General features: G+C 68.0%; 7 protein-coding genes and 1 pseudogene. 1 reads left to right on the top strand and 7 read right to left on the bottom strand.

Annotated elements, in window-relative coordinates; genetic code table 11:
* Nucleotides 1-27: 27 nt before the first annotated feature.
* The 7 genes and pseudogenes from GTH33_RS11860 to GTH33_RS11890 form a co-directional block, all read right to left on the bottom strand.
* Nucleotides 28-1,937 (bottom strand): annotated as a pseudogene (locus tag GTH33_RS11860) (alpha-L-fucosidase).
* Between the two features lie 193 nt (nucleotides 1,938-2,130).
* Nucleotides 2,131-4,470 carry a GH92 family glycosyl hydrolase gene (locus tag GTH33_RS11865; RefSeq protein WP_163958577.1) on the bottom strand — a complete coding sequence of 780 codons (2,340 nt, stop codon included), beginning with the start codon at nucleotides 4,468-4,470 and terminating at the stop codon, nucleotides 2,131-2,133.
* The gene (locus tag GTH33_RS11870) at nucleotides 4,467-5,888 is read right to left on the bottom strand and encodes a glycoside hydrolase family 125 protein (protein WP_163958578.1); all 1,422 of its coding nucleotides are present in this window, start codon (nucleotides 5,886-5,888) and stop codon (nucleotides 4,467-4,469) included. The genes GTH33_RS11865 and GTH33_RS11870 overlap by 4 nt, the downstream gene beginning before the upstream one ends.
* Nucleotides 5,885-8,428, bottom strand: coding sequence for a glycoside hydrolase family 3 C-terminal domain-containing protein (locus GTH33_RS11875; RefSeq protein ID WP_163958579.1), 2,544 nt, complete (start codon nucleotides 8,426-8,428; stop codon nucleotides 5,885-5,887). Before GTH33_RS11875 ends, GTH33_RS11870 begins: the two co-directional genes overlap by 4 nt.
* A 379-nt stretch (nucleotides 8,429-8,807) precedes the next feature.
* On the bottom strand, nucleotides 8,808-11,390 hold the full coding sequence (locus tag GTH33_RS11880) for a beta-mannosidase (protein WP_163958580.1): 2,583 nt from the start codon (nucleotides 11,388-11,390) through the stop codon (nucleotides 8,808-8,810).
* Nucleotides 11,387-13,723 carry a beta-N-acetylhexosaminidase gene (locus GTH33_RS11885; protein WP_163958581.1) on the bottom strand — a complete coding sequence of 779 codons (2,337 nt, stop codon included), beginning with the start codon at nucleotides 13,721-13,723 and terminating at the stop codon, nucleotides 11,387-11,389. Before GTH33_RS11885 ends, GTH33_RS11880 begins: the two co-directional genes overlap by 4 nt.
* Nucleotides 13,724-13,957: 234 nt before the next feature.
* Entirely contained in the window at nucleotides 13,958-16,744 is a 2,787-nt protein-coding gene (locus GTH33_RS11890) for a TonB-dependent receptor (protein WP_163958582.1), read from the bottom strand.
* 305 nt (nucleotides 16,745-17,049) lie between these two features.
* Here GTH33_RS11890 and GTH33_RS11895 point away from each other — a divergent pair, with 305 nt between their 5' ends.
* Nucleotides 17,050-17,790 carry a copper homeostasis protein CutC gene (locus GTH33_RS11895; RefSeq protein ID WP_249054873.1) on the top strand — a complete coding sequence of 247 codons (741 nt, stop codon included), beginning with the start codon at nucleotides 17,050-17,052 and terminating at the stop codon, nucleotides 17,788-17,790.
* Nucleotides 17,791-17,858 lie beyond the last annotated feature (68 nt).

A 17,858-nucleotide genomic window follows, 5' to 3' on the forward strand; every position in this document is an offset into this window, starting at 1 on the left:
CTGCGCCCGCAATGACGCGGCGAGCGGCTACCGCGCGAACGCCCCCACATCCGCGATCGCCAGCTTCTGCGCCGGCACCGCGGTAGCGGCGAAGATCAGGCGCAGGTAGCGCATGGCGCGCGGCGCGGTGAACGGGATGCGCTGCGTCGAGAGGGCGTAGGCGATGTTCTGGAATTCGCCTTCTGCGGCGGGCGTCCACGTCTTGCCGTCGACGCTGGTTTCGGCGCGATAGCCGCGGGGCGGCGCGCTGACCTTGTCGGGGTGGCGCCAGGGGTGAGGCTGAAGCCGGCGACCCGTTGCGCGGTGCCGAGATCGAGCGTGACGCTCGCCGGGGTCGTGGCGGGCGCGGGCTGGCTCCAGACGGTGGAGCCGTCGCCGTCGAGCAGCGCTTCGGCGCCGGGGGCAGTGGCGGCGAAGACCTTCCAGTCGCGCGGCGAAAGCACCGCGGTATCGGTGCCGCGCGGCGCGGCGACGGCGACCGGCGCGACGCTGCGGAACAGCGACATCTCGCTGATCGCCGGGCAGGCGGGGGCTTCGAGGATCACCAGCCGCACGCGGCGCGCGGTGATCGGTGTGGCCAGGCGGATGATCCGCTGCGCGCCGATGCATTCGTGCGTCGCGAGCCGCTGCCACGCGCCGCCGACCTCCGCCTCCACCGCGAACCGGGTCACCCGGACGCCGAGGGGCAGATGTTCGCGCAACCGGATCAGGTCGAAACTGCGGCCCGGCGGCAGGTCCAGCGTCAGCGTCGGGGTGGCGTCGCCGTCGGGCGTCGACCAATAGCTGTCGCGATCCCCGTCGAGCACCTTCGCCGGTGCGAAGGCAGCGCCGCGGGTGGCGGTGGCGCTGGCGACCGCACCCTGCGCGAAATCGGTGGCGAAACTGGCGCGGATCGCATCGCCGAAGCTCTTCAACACCGCGACGTCGTGGTCGGGAATACGGCCGCGGCGATCGGGCGGCAGGTTGAGGTGCATGTTGGTGCCGCGGGCCACCGATTCATCGAAGAAGCGGATCAGGCGCGCGGGCGTCTTCACCTTCGCATCCTCGTCGGAATGGTAGAACCAGCCGGGGCGGATCGAGGTGTTGGTTTCCGCCGGCCACCACAAGGGCGCGCCACGCACGCCGCTGTTCCCCTCCGACTGGACATAGGCGTGGTCCGGCATCGTCGGCCAGCAGGGATCGCCGGCAACGCCATCCTCGTTGCCGACCCAGCGGATGTCCGCGCCCAGCGGATCGAAGGTGCAGGCCATCGGCTGATGCTGATGGACGAGCGCGATGATCGAGGGCCAGTTGTAATATTTCGGCGCATCGATCGTGCGCGTTTCCTTCGCGCCGCCGTACCAGCCGTCGCCGCCATTGGCGCCATCGAACCAGAATTCGAACAATTCGCCGTAACGGGTGCAGAGTTCGACGATCTGCTTGCGATAGTAATCGACATAGGCTGGACGGCCGTATTCGGGATGGTTGCGATCCCAAGGTGAGAGGTACAGGCCGAACGCAAGGCCGGCGCGGCGCGTCGCCTGTTCCATTTCGCGGACGATATCGCCCTTGCCCTGCTTGTACGGGCTGTTGCGGATGCAATGTTCGGTGAGCATCGTCGGCCACAGGCAGAAGCCGTCATGGTGCTTGGCGGTGAGGACGATGCCGGTCATGCCGCCGGCCTTGGCCGCAGCGACGATCTGGTCGGCGGAGAAATCGCTGGGATCGAACAGCCTGGGGCTTTCGTCGCCATAGCCCCATTCGCGATCGGTGAACGTGTTGATCGAGAAATGCACGAAGGCGTAGCGTTCGCGCTGGTGCCACGCGAGCTGGCGTTTGGAAGGCGTGGCGCCCCATGGCTGGGGGGATGCCGGCGGGGTGGCCGCAAAGGCGGGCGTGGCGGTCGCGGTCGCGGCGAGACCGGAGGCGATGAGGGTGCGGCGGGAGAGGTCGGTCACGGGGTGGCTCCGGTGTTGGCGGCTGGCATGCGATTGTCGGGGAGAGCGGGCCTGTCCCCACTCCCTACGTCACCCCGGACGTGTTCCGGGTCCACCCGTCCACCAGCGTGCGGGCGGCGCTTGAAGCCGGGACACCTGCCGCGCGGTGGACCCCGGAACACGTCCGGGGTGACGGGGAAGGTGGGGCGATGGTTCACACCGCCCCATGGCCGTTCGACGGCGGGCGATCGGCCTTGGCCTGGCCGAAGGTCTTCACCGGCGTCCTGCTCATCGTGAAGACCAGCCGGCCGCCCTTCATCAGGTCGGCGTGCGCGATCCAGTTCTTCGTCCACGGGCGGCCGTTGAACGTGACCGAGCGGACGTAGGGCGTGTCGGCGGTGTTGCCCGGCGCTTCGATCGTCAGGCGCTGGCCGCGGGGCAGGCGAATGGTCACGCGCTCGAACAGGGGCGAGCCGAAGACATACGCCGCCTCGACCGGATCGACCGGGTAGAAGCCGAGCGACGACAGCACGAACCACGCGCTCATCTGGCCACAATCGTCGTTGCCGATGATGCCGTCGGGGTCGTTCCGGTACATGTCGGTGCACAGGCGTCGAACCATCGCCTGCGTCTTCCACGCCGCGCCGGTATAGGCGTAGAGGTAGGCGACGTGATGATTGGGTTCGTTGCCATGGGCATATTGCCCGACGAGCCCGCTGATGTCGGGCGGCGCGTTGGCAGGCAGCGTCGAGGGCGCGGCGAACAACGCGTCGAGCCGCCCCTCGAACGCCGCATCGCCGCCCATGTGAGCGATCAGGCCGTAGACGTCGTGCTGGTTGAGGAATGTCGCCTGCCAGCCGTTCGCCTCGGTGTAGTCGCGCCACCACGGCTTTGGCATGTGGCCGAGCTGGATCGGATCATAGGGGCTCCACCAGTTGCCGTCGGCGAACTTCGGCTTGGCGAAGCCCGCCTTGCCGTCGATGACGTTGCGCCAGTTGCCCGATCGCTTCAGCAGCCGGTCGGCGTCGGCGGCCTTCCCCGCGGCGCGGGCCAGATGTGCCGATGCCCAGTCGTCATAGGCATATTCCTGTGTCCGGCTGACGCTTTCGAACCAGGCGTCAGCCGGCACGTACCCCTCGGCGTCGTACAGGTCGCGCCCCTTGCTGTTGTCGAGGTCGGGGGCGGTGAAATCGAAGCTGCGCCTGGCGATGGCCGGCCATGCCGCGGCGTAATCGGCCGGAATGCCCTTCGCCTGCGCTTCGGCAAGGACCGCAACCCCGTGCCAGCCGATCATCGTGCCGGTTTCGACGCCTTGCAGCGGCCAGACCGGCGGTCCATAGGGGCTCTGCTGCGTCTGGCGGACGATGTCGGCGACGAGAGCCTGCGCCGTGTCGGGCGCGACGATCGTCAGCAAGGGGTGCAGCGCACGATAGGTGTCCCACAGCGAATAGCTGCTGTAGGCGGCACCGCCCCGCGGCACGCGATGGACCTGCCGGTCGAGCCCGACGTAGCGCCCGTCGACGTCGGAGAACAGCGTCGGCGCCAGCAGGGCGTGATAGAGGGCGGAGGACAGGATGCTGCGCTGATCCGGCGTGCCGCCCGCGACGGTGATCGTGGTGAGCTGCTCTGCCCAGCGTCGCCGTGCGGCGGCGCAGACGGCGTCGAAGTTCCACGCCCGCGCTTCCGCGGCGAGGTTCGCGCGTGCGCCGGCGACATCGACGCCGGAGATGCCGCAGCGGATCAGGATCGGCGCATCGCCGGCATCGTCATAGTGCAGCAGTGCCTTCAGGCGACGACCGGCGACGGCGGTGGTGCCGGCCGGCTGTTCGACGTCCCCGTCGCCGTAGAAGGTGATGCGCGTCGGCGTTCGCGACAGCTGCATCGCGAAATGGATGCGGCGGCCCTTGGCCCAGCGGTGCACGGTGCGGCTGCCGGTGAGCGTCCCGTCGGGATCGAGCCGCAGGCTGGCCTCGGTGACGAGCGGCGGCTGGTCGGAGGTGTCGAGGATCAGGTGCGACAGGTCGACCAATATGCGGCCCGCACCGGCCGGAAAGGTATAGCGGTGATAGCCGGTTCGTTCGGTGACGGTCAATTCGGCGCGCACGCCGCTTTCCAGCGCGACGCGATAATAGCCGGGTTCGGCATGTTCGGCGGTGAAGCGCTGGCGATAGCCGGCATCGGGATCGTCGAGCGGGCCGGGTTGGAGCTGGACGGGCGCATCCCGGCGCTCGACCGCGGTCGGGACCACCAGCACGTCGAGCATGTCGCCGATGCCCGTGCCGCTGAGATGCGTGTGGCTGAATCCCATGATCGACGTGTCGGTGCGGTGATAGCCCGAGCAGGCATCCCAGCGTTCGACATCGGTGTCCGGCGACAGCTGCACCATGCCGAACGGCAACGTCGCGCCGGGATAGGTGTGGCCATGGCCGCCGGTGCCGACGAAGAGGTTCGGCTTGCCCGCCGCCGCCGCCGCTGCCCCGAATGCGGGCAGCGGCAGGCCGACGGCCGCTGTTCCGGCGAGCAGGGTGCGGCGCGAGATGGCGCGATCGATCATAAGGGTGCCTTCAGCAGGGCGGGCCGGGTCGCGGCGAGATGCACGACGAGTTCGCCGAACAGACCGTTCGCCCAGGCGAACCAGGCGCGCGTGAACTTGGAGGGATCGTCCTGATCGAAGCTTTCGTGGATGAAGCCGGTGCCACCGTCGGTATCGCGGATCGTGCGCAGCGCGGTGCGGATCGTGTCATCGTCGCCCGCCGACAGGGCGCGGACGATCAGCGACATCGGCGAGATCTGGCCGCGCCCGACATGAGGACCGCCGATGCCGGAACCGGCCTTGCCACGGAAGAACCAGGGGTTGGCGGCGCTCCAGCACGCCGCCTGCGTCCGCCGCCACAGCGGGTCCGCGGAATCGACGCAACCCAGATAGGCGAGGCCCGACAGGCTGGGGACGTTGGCGTCGTCCATGAAGATGGCATTGCCGAACCCGTCGACCTCATAGGCCCACACCTCGCTGCCGTCGCGCAGCCGCATCGTGCCATGCAGCAGGAGTGCCGCCTGAACCTCCGCGGCGAGCGCCGTCGCGTCCTGCGCCAGCGCTGCATCGTTGCACGCCTCGCCCGCGACGGTTGCCAGTTCGCGCAGGGCGGTGACGGCGAAGAGGTTGCTCGGGATCAAAAACGGATATTGGCAGGCATCGTCCGATGGACGAAAGCCCGAATGGATCAGACCGACCGGCCTGGTCGGTGCGCCATGGCCCCACAGCAGGGTCTCGGTCGGCTGCGGTGCGGAACGGCGGAAGCTGTAGGGGCCGGGGCCGTCCTTGCGCTGTTGTTCGCGGAAGGTGCGGATGCTGGCGCGTGCCGCCTCCGCCCAGGTCGCATCGAAGGGGGCGGCATCGCCGGTCGCCCGCCAATAGCCGTGTGCGAGCCGCATCGGATAGCAAAGCGAATCGATCTCCCACTTCCGCTCTGCGATGCCCGTTTTCATCACCGTCTCGTCGGCCTGCGACCATTCGAGGTCGGATTTGGCGGTCGGATCCGCCATGAAGGCATTGGCGTAGGGGTCGATCAGGATGCAGCGCGATTGGCGCGCGATCAGACCGTGGAACAGGCGACGCAGTTCCGGGGCGTTCCTGGCAAGATGCAGGTAGGGCTTCACCTGTGCCGAACTGTCGCGCAGCCACAGCGCCTTGATGTCGCCGGTGATGACGAATGCGTCGGGCCGGCCGTCGATCGTGCTCATGGCGACGGTGGTGTCGAGCGTATTCGGGTAGCAATTGCCGAACATCCAGCGCAGCTTGTCATCGCCGATCCGGGCCGTGACGCGAGCCATTTCGCGCTCCACCGCCGGGCTGGCGAAGCGGCGATCCTTCGGCGCCGGGCGTTGCGACGGGAATGCCGGTGCGGCGCGCGTCGGGGTCGCCGCTGCCGCAGCTGTGGCGGCCGTGGCGGCGAGGAAATCGCGGCGGTTCACTTCGGCAGTTCCGTATCCGTGCCGCTCACGGTGAAATCGAACCACCGGCCGGGGCCATCGCCCGGCTGGCCGCCGCCGATCCACAGGCGATAGGCACCCGGCACGACGTGACGACGGCCGTCGCGATCGACGATGCTCATCGCGCGCGGATCGAGCGTGAAGCCGACGCGTGCCGTCTTGCCGCGTGCGATCGCCACCCGCTGGAAACCGACCAGCTGGCGTTGCAGGACGGGATCGGTGAACCCGCCCTCTGGCGGTGCGGGCGGGACCAGATAGGCCTGCACCACCTCTTCGCCGTCGCGCGCGCCGGCGTTGGTCACCATCGCTTCGATGCGCAGGTCGCCGCCAGCGGCGACGCTGTCAGGCGCCCGCAGGCTGGCATAGGCGAACTGCGTGTAGCTGAGGCCGTGGCCGAACCCCCACAGCGGCGTGCCGGTGAAATAGCGGTAGGTCCGCTCCTTCATGCCATAATCGACGAAGGCGGGCAGGTCGGTGGTCGCGCGGTACATCGTGACCGGCAGGCGCCCTGCCGGATTGACCGCGCCCGACATGACGTCGGCGAGCGCGGTGCCGCCGCTTTCGCCCGGATACCAATTGGCGAGGATCGCGTCGGCGGAGCCGGGATCGACCGCCACCGCGCTGCCGCTGGTGAGGACGAGGACGATCGGCTTGCCCGTCGCCTTCAGCGCGGCGAGCAGCCGTTGCTGCGGCAGGGGCAGCGCGATGTCGGTACGATCGCCGCCGACGAAGCCGGGGACCTGCACCGACAGCGCCTCGCCCTCGAGGTCGGGCGACAGGCCGGCGACCACCACGGCGACGTCGGCATCGCGCACCGCCGCAACCGCTTGTGCCAGCAACGGCTCGGCCGGAGGGATCCAGAGCAGGCGGAAGCTTTCGTCCTCAGAACGGTGGTCGAGCGTCAGGTCGATCGGTTGCGGCGTGCCGTCGCTGTCGACCGCGACCTCGACACGGCCCCTGGGCAGGTCGCCGTCGTGAAGCAGCCGGCCGCCGAGCGTCAGCGTGGCGCGGTCGTGGACCGTGCAATCCTTCCAGCATGGGGACTGGTCGAGGATCAGGCGGTATCGCCCCGGGCCGGGGGGCACGAAGGTGCCGGTCCAGCGGGCGCGATAGCCGGTGACGGGCAGGCCGGGAGCGGGCGCCGCGCGGTTGAGGTCGAAGTCGACGCGGCGATCCCGTCGGACCACCGGGGCGCCGTTCGCGGTATAGGTGGCGTGGAGGCCGGGCTGGCCATCGCTGCGCAGCGCGGTTTCGGGTAAGACGACAGCCGCCTCTTCGGCGAGCAGCGAGCCCTGCGCATAGGCGACGTTGGCGGGCCCGAAGCGGGCGCGCAGGCCGTCGAGCGGCGTCACCGGGTTCACTGCGGTGCCGTGGTAATTGCCTTGCAGCACGCCCAGGTCGTCGGCATCGGCACCAATCACGGCGATCCTCGTGCCCCTGGCGAGCGGCAGGCGACCGGCTTCGTTGCGCAGCAGGACGATCGACTTGCGGGCCGCTTCGAGCGCGGTGGCGCGATGCGCCGGGGTCGCGACCTGATCGGAGCCGATCCGCGCCCAGGGGCTGGTGGCACCGAATGCGATCCCGAGCGCCTGTCTGCCGCGCAGCGCGCGGGCAAGGGCGGTGTCGACTTCCGACTGGCTGACCAGTCCCTTCGCCAGTGCCTGTGGCAAGGCGGCATAGGCGGTGCCGCAATTGAGGTCGGTGCCGCCCCGGACCGCGGCGGCGGCGGCGCCGGCGGCATCGAGCCGGTAATGGTGAAAGGCGTGGATGTTCGACACGGCGTCGCAGTCGGACACGGTGAAGCCGGTGAAGCCCCAGTCGCGGCGGATGCGATCGTTCATCAGCCAGGACGCGGCGCAGGCCGGCGTGCCGTGCAGGCTGTTGTACGCGCACATCAGCGATTGCGCCTTGCCCTCGACGACTGCGCGACGAAAGGCGGGCAGATAGGTCGCCTCCAGATCGCGCGGCGAGGGGTCGACGTCGAACCCGTCGCGTCCCGCCTCCGGCCCGCTGTGCACCGCGAGGTGCTTGGGCGTGGCGATGACGCGCGGATGGCGCGGGTCGGGACCTTGCAGCCCGCGGACGAAGCCGACGCCGAGCTTGCCCGTCAGATACGGGTCCTCGCCATAGGTTTCCTGTCCCCGGCCCCAGCGCGGATCGCGGAAGATATTGATATTGGGGGACCAGATGGTGAGGCCCTGATAGATGCGGCGGTCGGTGGCCACCGGCTGTGCGTTGAACCGGGCGCGTGCTTCGGTCGACACGATGGTGCCGACACGCTCCATCATGTCGACATCCCAGGTCGCGGCAAGGCCGATCGCCTGCGGGAATACGGTCGCTCGGCCGTTGCGGGCGAGGCCGTGCAGCCCTTCGTTCCACCAGTCATAGGCGGGCAGGTTCGCCTGCGCGTCCGCCGGGGCGGTGCTTTGCAATTGCGCCGCCTTTTGCTCGGGGCTCATCGCGGCAATGGCGGCGGTCACCGGATCGGCGGCCTGCGCGAGCAACAGGAGGGCGGGGATCATGCTGTCGGTCCCGTTTTGGGGGTGCGCGCGAAGACGCGACGGCGCGCGAGGGGAAAGTGTCGGTCACGCGAAGCCGCGGAGACGCGGAGGGAAGGCGCGGATGCGGGCGAGCATGGCGGCTGCTTACGAGGATCGTCCAAGCCAACGCAGGCTCGACTACCATCGTGACGACACACGTCAGGCGTTCCGGGCGCAGCCCCTCCGCGCTTCCACGTCTCCGCGTGAATCCCCTTTCTGCGCGCCATCGCGCCTTCGCGTGACCATCGCCCCTCGCTTCCCCGGCGGGGGCCGTGGCCTAGTCGGGAAACCGCCACTGGCGAACACCCACGGCCGCCCATCTTGGCCCCGGCCTTCGCCGGGGAAGTGAAGGGGACGGCGATCATCGCGCGAGCGTGCGCAGCACGGGGGTTTGCTTTCCGGACAAGGTCACCGTGACGCTCTCGCCGGGCAGCAGGTCGAAGCCGCTGTCGCTCGCCTGACCCGTCGTATCGCCCATGTCGACCATCACCGCACGGGCGAGGTTCTTTGCCGTGATCGTCGCGGTGTCGCCGGTACGGCGGAGGGTGAGGCCGGGGTCGGGATAGGCCATGTCCTTCGGCGGGAGGCGTTCGATCAGGGTGCGGCTGACGACGCGCCGGTCGGTGCGGAATGCTTCAGGCACATCCGTCCTCACCATCAGTTCGGCGACGGCGTAACTCTTCGCCGGGTCGGCCGCGCCGAACAGGTCGGCATCGCTCAGCGTCGCGACGGTGGCCGCACTGAGCGGGGCCAGCGTCAAGTCCGCCTGTCGGGTATCGAGCGTCGCGCCGGTCATGTCGCGGACGACGATCCGCCACGTGGCCTCGACCGGCGTGGTCGCATCGGACACCAGCGCGATGCGGGTGCTGCCATTGCGGCGTTCGGCGACGATCGCCTGCGGCGCGAATGCCCGCTTCGCCTCATATTGCAGCAATTTCCATTGGCCGAGATGATCGATGCTGGCCCAGCTGATCGACGGCCATACGTCGTTCAATTGCCAGAACAGCGATCCCATCGTCACCGGCCGGCAGGCGCGATGATGGCGCGCGGCAAGGCCGATCGCCTGCGCCTGGTTGACCTGCGTCAGATAGACGAAGTCGGCGAAATCCTTCGCCGGCCGCAGCCGCTGGTCGAGATAGAGGCGCAGCCGGGCGTTGCCCTCGCCGGCCAGGAACTTCTGATGCGCCTTCATCACCGCGCTGTCGGGATCGAGCGCGCCCTTGCCGGCAAAGCCGCGAATGGTCGCCATCGTCGGCATCGACTGGAAACCATATTCGCTCATGAAGCGCGGGCAGGAATCGAGATACGTCTCGACGGGCTTGCTGCCGGACCAGACGTCCCAGAAATGGCGGTCGCCGTTGGCGTCGGTATCGACCGGGCCTTCATAGTCGCTCGACGGCGATCCCGGCATATAGGGTGTGCCGGGGCTGTTCGCGGTGACGGCGCCGCGCAGGACGCGATCGAACAGCACCGCCATCCCGGTGCCGATGCGTTCCTGCTGGTCGGGGCCGATCGCCGTCTTGTACGCCTTGCGGTCGCCCCAGTTTTCCCAGCCGGACAGCACTTCGTTGTTGCCCGCCCAGATCACGATCGAGGGATGATCGCCGAGCCGTGCGACCTGTTCGTCGGCTTCCGCCGCGACATTGGCGCGGAACGCGGCGTCGGGGGGCGTCACCGACCCGCCGAACATGAAGTCCTGCCATACCATCAGCCCCATCCGGTCGGCGGCGGCGTAGAAGGCGTCGTCGAGGTAATAGCCGCCGCCCCAGATGCGGACCATGTTCATGTTGGCGTCGCGCGCCGCCTTCAACAGGCTTTCCGGTTCGGCGGGATCGACGCGCGCGGGGAAGCTGTCGAACGGGATGACGTTGGCGCCCTTGGCGAAGATCGGCGTGCCATTGACGACGAAGCCGAAGGCGCCATCCTTACGATCGATCGTCACCGTGCGCAGACCGATGGTCCGCGTCTGCGTGTCGCCGTCCAGCGTCGTGGCGACGGTGTAGAGCGGCTGCGCGCCATAGCCGACGGGCTGCCAGCGTTGCGGCCGCGCGATCGTTAACGGGATCGTCACCGGATTGCTGCCGGGGACGAGCGTGATGCTGCGCCGGACCGTATCACGGGTTCCGTCCGGCGCGGTGACGGTGGTGGTGAGCGTCACCGCCTTCGTCGTGTCGGCGACGATCGTGGCATGGGCGGTCAGCCGCGCCTCCGCATCCGACAGCGCATCCTGCGCGACCCGGACGTGGTCGAGCCGGACGTCGTCCCATGCCTCCAACCGGGCGGGCCGCCACAGGCCGGTGGTGACGATGCGGGGACCCCAATCCCAGCCGTACTGGTATTTCGGCTTGCGGATATACGGGCTGGTCTGCACGCCCTTCGGCTCGTCGCCGAACGCGCTGTCATATTCGCCGGGAAGCGGATGCGCCTCCTTCATCACCATCGGCTGCAACGTCCTGATCGGCGAGGCGATGCTGACCAGCACCTCGTTCGCGCCGACGTGCAGCAGCGGCTTGGCGTCTGCACGCCAGCGGCGGTGGGCATTGTCCGCCTTCAGCAACGGCCGGCCGTTGACGGCCACGGCCGCAAATGTGTCGAGGCCGTCGAACACCAGATCGAGGTGGCCGTGCGCGAGCATCGCGGGCGTCACGGTCAGCCGGGTGCGGAACTGCCATGCCGACAGGCCCGCCCATTGGATTGCGCCCTCGTTGGTGCCGATGAACGGATCGGGGACGCGCTTTGCGCGGATCAGGTCCTGCTGGACGCTGCCGGGCACCTGCGCCGCGAACCATTTCGCCTCGCGCGGGTGCGCCCCGATCGCCGCGCTATCGGCCGGATCGAGCCGGACCTGCCAGTCGCGATCGAGCGGGATCGTGTCGCGCGCGGCGAGCGGCGAGGTGGTGAGCAACAGCGCGAGGGCGAGGGCGAGGGCGGGGGCGCGCTTCATCGAGCGGCCTCCGTCAGCTGGACGCGGCCGACGGTGTAGAACGGGTCCTTGATCGGCGAGGTGAACTGGAAGCAGACGTCCTGGTCGCCGGCCATCGCGGGCAATGTGCCCTTGAAGCTGAACTGCTGTGGCGCGGTGCGGGGATCGGGGAGGGGGAAGGCGCCCGCGGCGACCGGCCGTGCCGTCTTGTCGCCCGCCGCCCGCGCCTTGGCCGCGGCGATGCAGCCGACCTGGACGAGCAATTCGCCGTGGTCGGAGACGTTGTAGTGTTCCTTCACCATCGCGGCTTCGTGCGCGAGGCCGTAATGGCGGGCGAGACGGACGACATCGACCGTATAACCGCGCGCGATGTCGAGCGGGGCGGCGGGGTAGAGCGTGCAGGTGTCGAACAGGTTGATGTTGAACACCGGCGCATTGTCGCGCGATTCCGACGTGAGCGGCACGCGCAGGCCAAGGTCGCCGGCAGGACAGGCGGCCATGTCGGAACTAGTGCGCGCCAACAGCGCGGACCGCGACGTATCGAAGCTGCGTATCCCGGCGGTCGCATGGCCGTTCGCATCGAAGGCCGCCGCGCGGACGATCGCGCCGGACTTCAGCGACAGCGGCTTGCCATAAGCGGCCGACCGGGCGGTCGGGGTGCTGCCGTCGGTGGTGTAGCGGATGGTGCCATAGGGGACCTGCGTGGCGAGCGTCAGCGGCACCCGATTGCGGCGCAGCGCATCGCCGCGGGTCCCGTCGACCTGGATATCCACCGCGAACGCACTGTCGGCGACGTGCATGCCGCCGCGGCTCCAGCGATCGCCCTGCCGCTGCACGCGGGGCAGGAACCCGGCGAAGTCGCGCTTGTCCTTCGGCGACCAGGTGATTTCCGCCACCGCCCCGGCCCGCGGGAAGATGAGGTGCTGGAGCTGATAGGGCGTGACGATATATTCGCTCCACAGATTGCCCTGCGCGCCGAGCACGTGCTTCGCCTTGTCCGCCGGGATGCCCGCGGGCATCGGATCGTAGGTGTAGACCTGCTCCAGCGTCATCGGCGCGAAGCGGCCGGGCGGTTCGTCGGCAAGGCGGCTCTGCGAATAATTGAGGTACAGCGGCGTGCCGGGCGACAGCACGACGTCATGCCCCTGGTTCGCCGCATCCACCGCGCCCTGTTCGCCGCGCCACGACATGATCGAGGCGGAAGGCGGCAGGCCCCCCTCGAGGATCTCGTCCCAGCCGATCAGGCGGCGGCCTTTGGATTGCAGGTAGGTGCCGAACTGGTCGATCATCCAGCTTTGCAGGGCATTTTCGTCCTTGATGCCGAGCGCCTTCATCTGCGCCTGCACCTCGGGGCTGCGCTGCCACTGGTCCTTCACCGCCTCGTCGCCGCCGAGGTGCACATAGGTGCCGGGGAAGATGGTCATCAATTCATCGAGCACGTCCTTGACGAATGCGATGCCCTTCGGCCCCGGATTGAACAGATAGGGCATGATCCCCCAATTGTTGCTGACCGCCGGCGCATCGCCGAGAATGCCGAGTTCGGGATAGGCGGCGACCAGCGCCTGCGCATGGCCGGGCAGGTCGATCTCCGGGACGATGGTGATGCCGCGGGTGGCGGCATAGACAACCAGTTCCTTCAATTCGGCCTGGGTATAGAAGCCGCCGACCTTTTCGGTCGGTTGCGCGCCGCCGGTCCACGGCGGCAACCGCCACCCGCCGACCGCGGTCAGCTTCGGATACTTCCTGATCTCGACCCGCCAGCCCTGGTCGTCGGTGAGATGCAGGTGGAGCGTATTGAGCTTCACCGCCGCCATCTGGTCGACGATGGCGCGCAGGGCCGGCATGGGGAGGAAATGGCGCGCCGGATCGATCATCAGGCCGCGCCATGCGAAACGCGGGGCATCGGTGATGGTGAGCGCCGGTACCGCAACGGGCTTGCCAAAGGCGGTGTCGGGGCTGAGCAATTGTGCGAGCGTCATCGCGCCGTGGACCAGGCCGCGATCGCCCGAGGCGGCGACGACGATGCCCTGCGGCGTGACGGCAAGGCGATAGGCTTCGTCGCCGGGGACGGCGGGGTCGCGGACGAAGCGGATCGGACCTGCGGCGCCGGGCACCAGCGTCAGGCCGCGTTCGGCCGCGACGTGGGCGGTCAGCAATGCCGCCGCAGCGGTCGCGCCGGCATCGCTGGCGACGATCGCCGCGCCATTGCCGATGGTGATGCTGCCGGCCGCGCGCACGACCGACTGCGGCATCGGCAGCAGCGGCAACGCCGTTTGGGCATGGGCCATGGCCGGCACGAGCAAGGCGAGCGCCGCTCCCCCGACGATGGTCGCGATACCGGCGTTCTGCGTCATGACAGCCCCTTGGTTCTGTTTTGGTATTGAAGGTATCTTGCCGGAGCGATCCGGCGGCGTCCATGCCCGACGATTAAAAAAACCCCGGCGCCGTGGGGACGGCGGCCGGGGTCGAGGGCCGGGACGCGCCGCAGGGGAGGACGCGTCCATCGGGGAGACGGGCGTGCGGGCAAAACCGCACGTAACACGGAGGACCGGCGCCGTCCGGGTAGGTCCCGGCCGGCGCCGATCATCCTACATGCGGAACGACAGCGCCGCCGAGAAGGTGCGGCCGTTCTTGTAGAAGGCGGTCGGACGGTCCTTGGTGGCGTTGTACTGCAGGTAGGTCTCGTCGAGCAGGTTCTGGGCGTTGACGCTCAGGATGATGCCCTTGGTGATCGCCAGCGATGCCGAGGCGTCGAGCTGGCTGTACGGCGCCACCATCTCACGGCTGTTGAGACGACCGATCGTGCGGAAATAGGCGGTGCGGTAATTGTAGCTGACGCGCGCCTGGAACGGTCCGCTCTCGAAATACGGGATCACGTTGACGTTGTGCTTCGAGAGGTACGGCAGGTTGAGCGATGCACCGGTCGCATCGACCGACGAGGTGCTGCTGTCCTGATACGTGTAGTTCGCCTGCAAGCCGAAGCCGCCCCAGATTTCGCTCTGCGCCGAGATCAGGGCACCGTTGACCTTGGCCTTGCCGCCGTTGATCGGCTGCGAGACGTTATAGGTCTCCAGACGGGCGCGCAGCGAGTTGAACAGGGTCGCCGGGGCGATCGTGTTGATGATGTAGTTGCTGATCTCGCGACGGAACAGCTCGACCGCGACCAGCGAGCCGGCGCGTGGATACCATTCCGCGGTGACTTCGTAATTGGTCGATTCATACGGCTTGAGGTTCGGATTGCCGCCGCCGGCATCGTTGGTGATGTCGTTCTGCGACACCGATGCTGCCAGATCCTGGTAGCGTGGACGCGAAATCACCTTTGCGACGGCGCCGCGGACCAGCACCTTCGGGCTGATTTCGTAGGCGATGTTCAGGCTGGGCAGGAACTTCAGATAGTCCGTCACCGTCCGGGTCGGCGTCGGGATCGGGTTCGGGTTTGCGGTGGTGGTCAGCGACAGCGCATAGTTCGACACGTCGCGGGTGTAGACCAGACGCCCACCGATATTGCCGCGCAGGCCGCCCTGGTCAAAATTCGCCTGAATATAGCTTGCTGCGACGGTTTCCTTGACCTTGGTCGAGGCGCCGACCTTCTTTATCAGCGGGCTGTTGATGGCGTTCGCCAGGATGTCGATGACCGACTGTTCCGGCAGGTTGAGGTATTTGGTGGCATTGCCGTTGCCGCCGCTGCCGCTGAACGTGCCGTCCGGCGTGACCAACGTGGTGACGCCCAGCTGCGCGCCGGTCAGCGAACGCTGGAGGTAGGTGTTCACGCCGCGCCCATCGATGCGGTTGACGTGGTCGGTGACGCGGCTGCCGAGCAGGATTTCCTTGAACGGGCCGAATTCCACCGGGATCGTCGCGTCATAGCCGCCGAAGATGTCGCGATCGGTGGTGACGCTGTAATCCAGCCCGCCGATCTGCGCCGCATTCAGCTGCGTGCCGTTGACGATGACCGGGCGCCCTTCGATCGTCGCCGGATTGTTGTTCGGGTTGGTGAAATAGTTCGCCGGGTTGGTCAGATCGCCGGTGAAGTTCACGTCCGCGCTGTTGTTGGTGAAGGCATAGCTGAACGGCAGCTTGGTCTGCACGTTAAACAGATATTCGGGATTGCGGCCGCCGGTCGCCTTCGACCAGCCGCCCGCGAAGCCGATCTTCGCGCCATTGTCGCCTTCCCAGTCGGCGAACAGGTTGATGTTGTCGGTCTTCAGCTTGGTGTGGCGGACGAGCGTGTCGAGCTGCGCGCTCTGGCTGGTCGCGGCGCCGAAGCTGGCGGCGGTGACGACACCGTTGCTGATCGTCGCCGACTGCAGCTTGTCGCCGGTCCATGCGCCGGGGATGGTGTACATCGACTGGCTGTAGTTGTTGTAATTGCCGTCGATATGCAGGCCGTTGAGCGTGAACGTCAGGTCGCTGCTGGGGCGGAACTGCACCGTGCCGGACAGGCTCTTGCGCTCACGCTGCTGCTGGAAATAGGCGTAGTTGATGCCGAACGGCGATGCCGCCTTGTACAGATCTGCGATCGTGCCGCCGTTGATCGTCGCGCCCGGGTTCTTGAGCGTCAGGGCGCCGTTGGCCGCGCGGTTGACGAACGGGCTGTTGTAGGTGCCGTCGGCATTGGGTGCGGCATTGTCGTAGCCGAAGAATTCGACGCCGGCGCGGGTCAGGTTCTGCTTGTCGTAGGTGGCCGCGACGAGGACGCCGAACGTCTCGTCGGCGTTGCGCCAGCTGTACAGGCCCGAGCCGCGGACGTTGCCCTTGTCCGAACGGTCGTTATACGAATAGCCGCCCGAGGCGAAGATCGAATTGGCGGGCAGGTCGAGCGGGCGGCGGGTGCGCACGATCACGGTGCCGCCAAGGCTGCCTTCCTCGATGCGCGGTTCGGGCGACTTGTAGACTTCCAGCCGGTCGACCAGCTCGGGGGCGAGCAGCGAATAGTTGAAGGTACGGCTGGACGGATCGTTGTCGTTGCCGCCCCAGTCGGCCGAGGCGAGCGCATGGCCGTCGAGCAGCATGCGATTGAGCGCGGGGTCGGTGCCGAGGATCGCGACCTTTTCGCCTTCACCGAAGCGACGGTCGATGCTGACGCCGGGGATGTGCGACAGCGATTCGGCGACGTTGCGATCGGGGAACTTGCCGACGTCCTCTGCGGTGATGACGTCGACGACGGCATTCGCGTTGCGCTTCACCGAAATCGCCTCGCGCAGCGAACCGCGATAGCCGGTGACGAGGATGTCGTCGCCCGAATCGGCGCCGGTGGCATCCTGCGTCGCGGCGGTGCCCGAGGGCGCCGTGGTCGTGGGTGCCTCTTGCGCGGTAGCGCTACCGGCGAAGCCCGCAAGGGCGGTGGTGACGAGGATCGCGTGGCGCAAACGCATAGGACATTCCTTATTCGGAACATGCCCGGTCGCATGTCCCCCCCAACCCGAAGCTGCCGCGAAGCCGGCGACAGAGCGGAACGACGGACCTCTTTCTGGCCTCGTATCGGTTCCGATAGTTTTTCTTATAACCAATCCATACCCAATGACCTATAAAAAATTTGTCATAATTGGATTTTCATGGAACCGCCCCGGTTTCCGGCCGTAAGCAAGTGTCGGGAAGTGTGGTTTCGACGATCGAAACCGACAGTGCAGGGGGCGAGCGAGCAGTATTGATGCCGAAATGGGAAAGTGACGGCCGGTCCGTGACGCTCGAAATCTGCGTCGAGTCGGCGGCGGGGGCGAGGGCTGCCATCGCCGGAGGGTGTGATCGAATCGAACTGTGTGCGGCGCTAGCGCTCGGCGGCCTGACGCCGTCTGCCGGCCTGCTCGCATCGGTGCTCGCGGTGGCGCGGCCGGCGGGTGTCCCGGTCCATGCGATGGTCCGGCCGCGACCGGGCGGATTCGACTATGATGCCGATGATCTGGCGCTCGCCGCGGCGGAAGCACGGGCGCTCGTCGAGGGCGGTGCGCAGGGGCTGGTGTTCGGCGCGACCGGGGACGGTCGGCTGGCGACGGAGTATCTGGCGCGCTGGATCGAGACTCTGGGCACGGAACGGCCGGCGCTGACGCTGCACCGGGCGATCGATGTCGTCGATGATCCGGTTGCCGCGGTGGAGCAGGCCGTGGCGCTCGGCTTTGGACACATCCTGACGTCCGGCGGTGCGGCGAGCGCGATGGCGGGCGCGAGCGTGATCGCGCGGATGGCCGAGCGCGCCGATGGGCGGTGCGAGATCATCGCCGGTGCAGGAGTTAACCCCGGCAATGCCGCGGCATTGATCGAGGCGACGGGCGTCGGGGCCTTGCATGGGTCCGCCAGCGTGGCGGCGGATGCCGATGTGGACGACCGCTTCGGCTTTGGCCCGATGCCGCGCCGGACGAGCGAGGATGTCGTCCGGCAACTGCGACAGGTAATTGACCACAAGTCCAATCTAGGACAATTGTAGATCAAGGCGCCGCTGGCGCTACTCCGCGAGCCGTGGCACCGATCCGGTGCAACGGCGCGTGGAAGAGG

This window comes from Sphingomonas insulae, from assembly GCF_010450875.1.
Lineage (GTDB): Bacteria > Pseudomonadota > Alphaproteobacteria > Sphingomonadales > Sphingomonadaceae > Sphingomonas > Sphingomonas insulae.

Excerpts from the sequence above, each read along its gene's own strand:
- GTH33_RS11890 (WP_163958582.1), bottom strand. The coding sequence starts at position 16,744 with ATGCGTTTGCGCCACGCGATCCTCGTCACCACCGCCCTTGCGGGCTTC.
- GTH33_RS11865 (WP_163958577.1), bottom strand. The coding sequence starts at position 4,470 with ATGATCGATCGCGCCATCTCGCGCCGCACCCTGCTCGCCGGAACAGCG.
- GTH33_RS11880 (WP_163958580.1), bottom strand. The coding sequence starts at position 11,390 with ATGAAGCGCGCCCCCGCCCTCGCCCTCGCCCTCGCGCTGTTGCTCACC.
- GTH33_RS11885 (WP_163958581.1), bottom strand. The coding sequence starts at position 13,723 with ATGACGCAGAACGCCGGTATCGCGACCATCGTCGGGGGAGCGGCGCTC.
- GTH33_RS11875 (WP_163958579.1), bottom strand. The coding sequence starts at position 8,428 with ATGATCCCCGCCCTCCTGTTGCTCGCGCAGGCCGCCGATCCGGTGACC.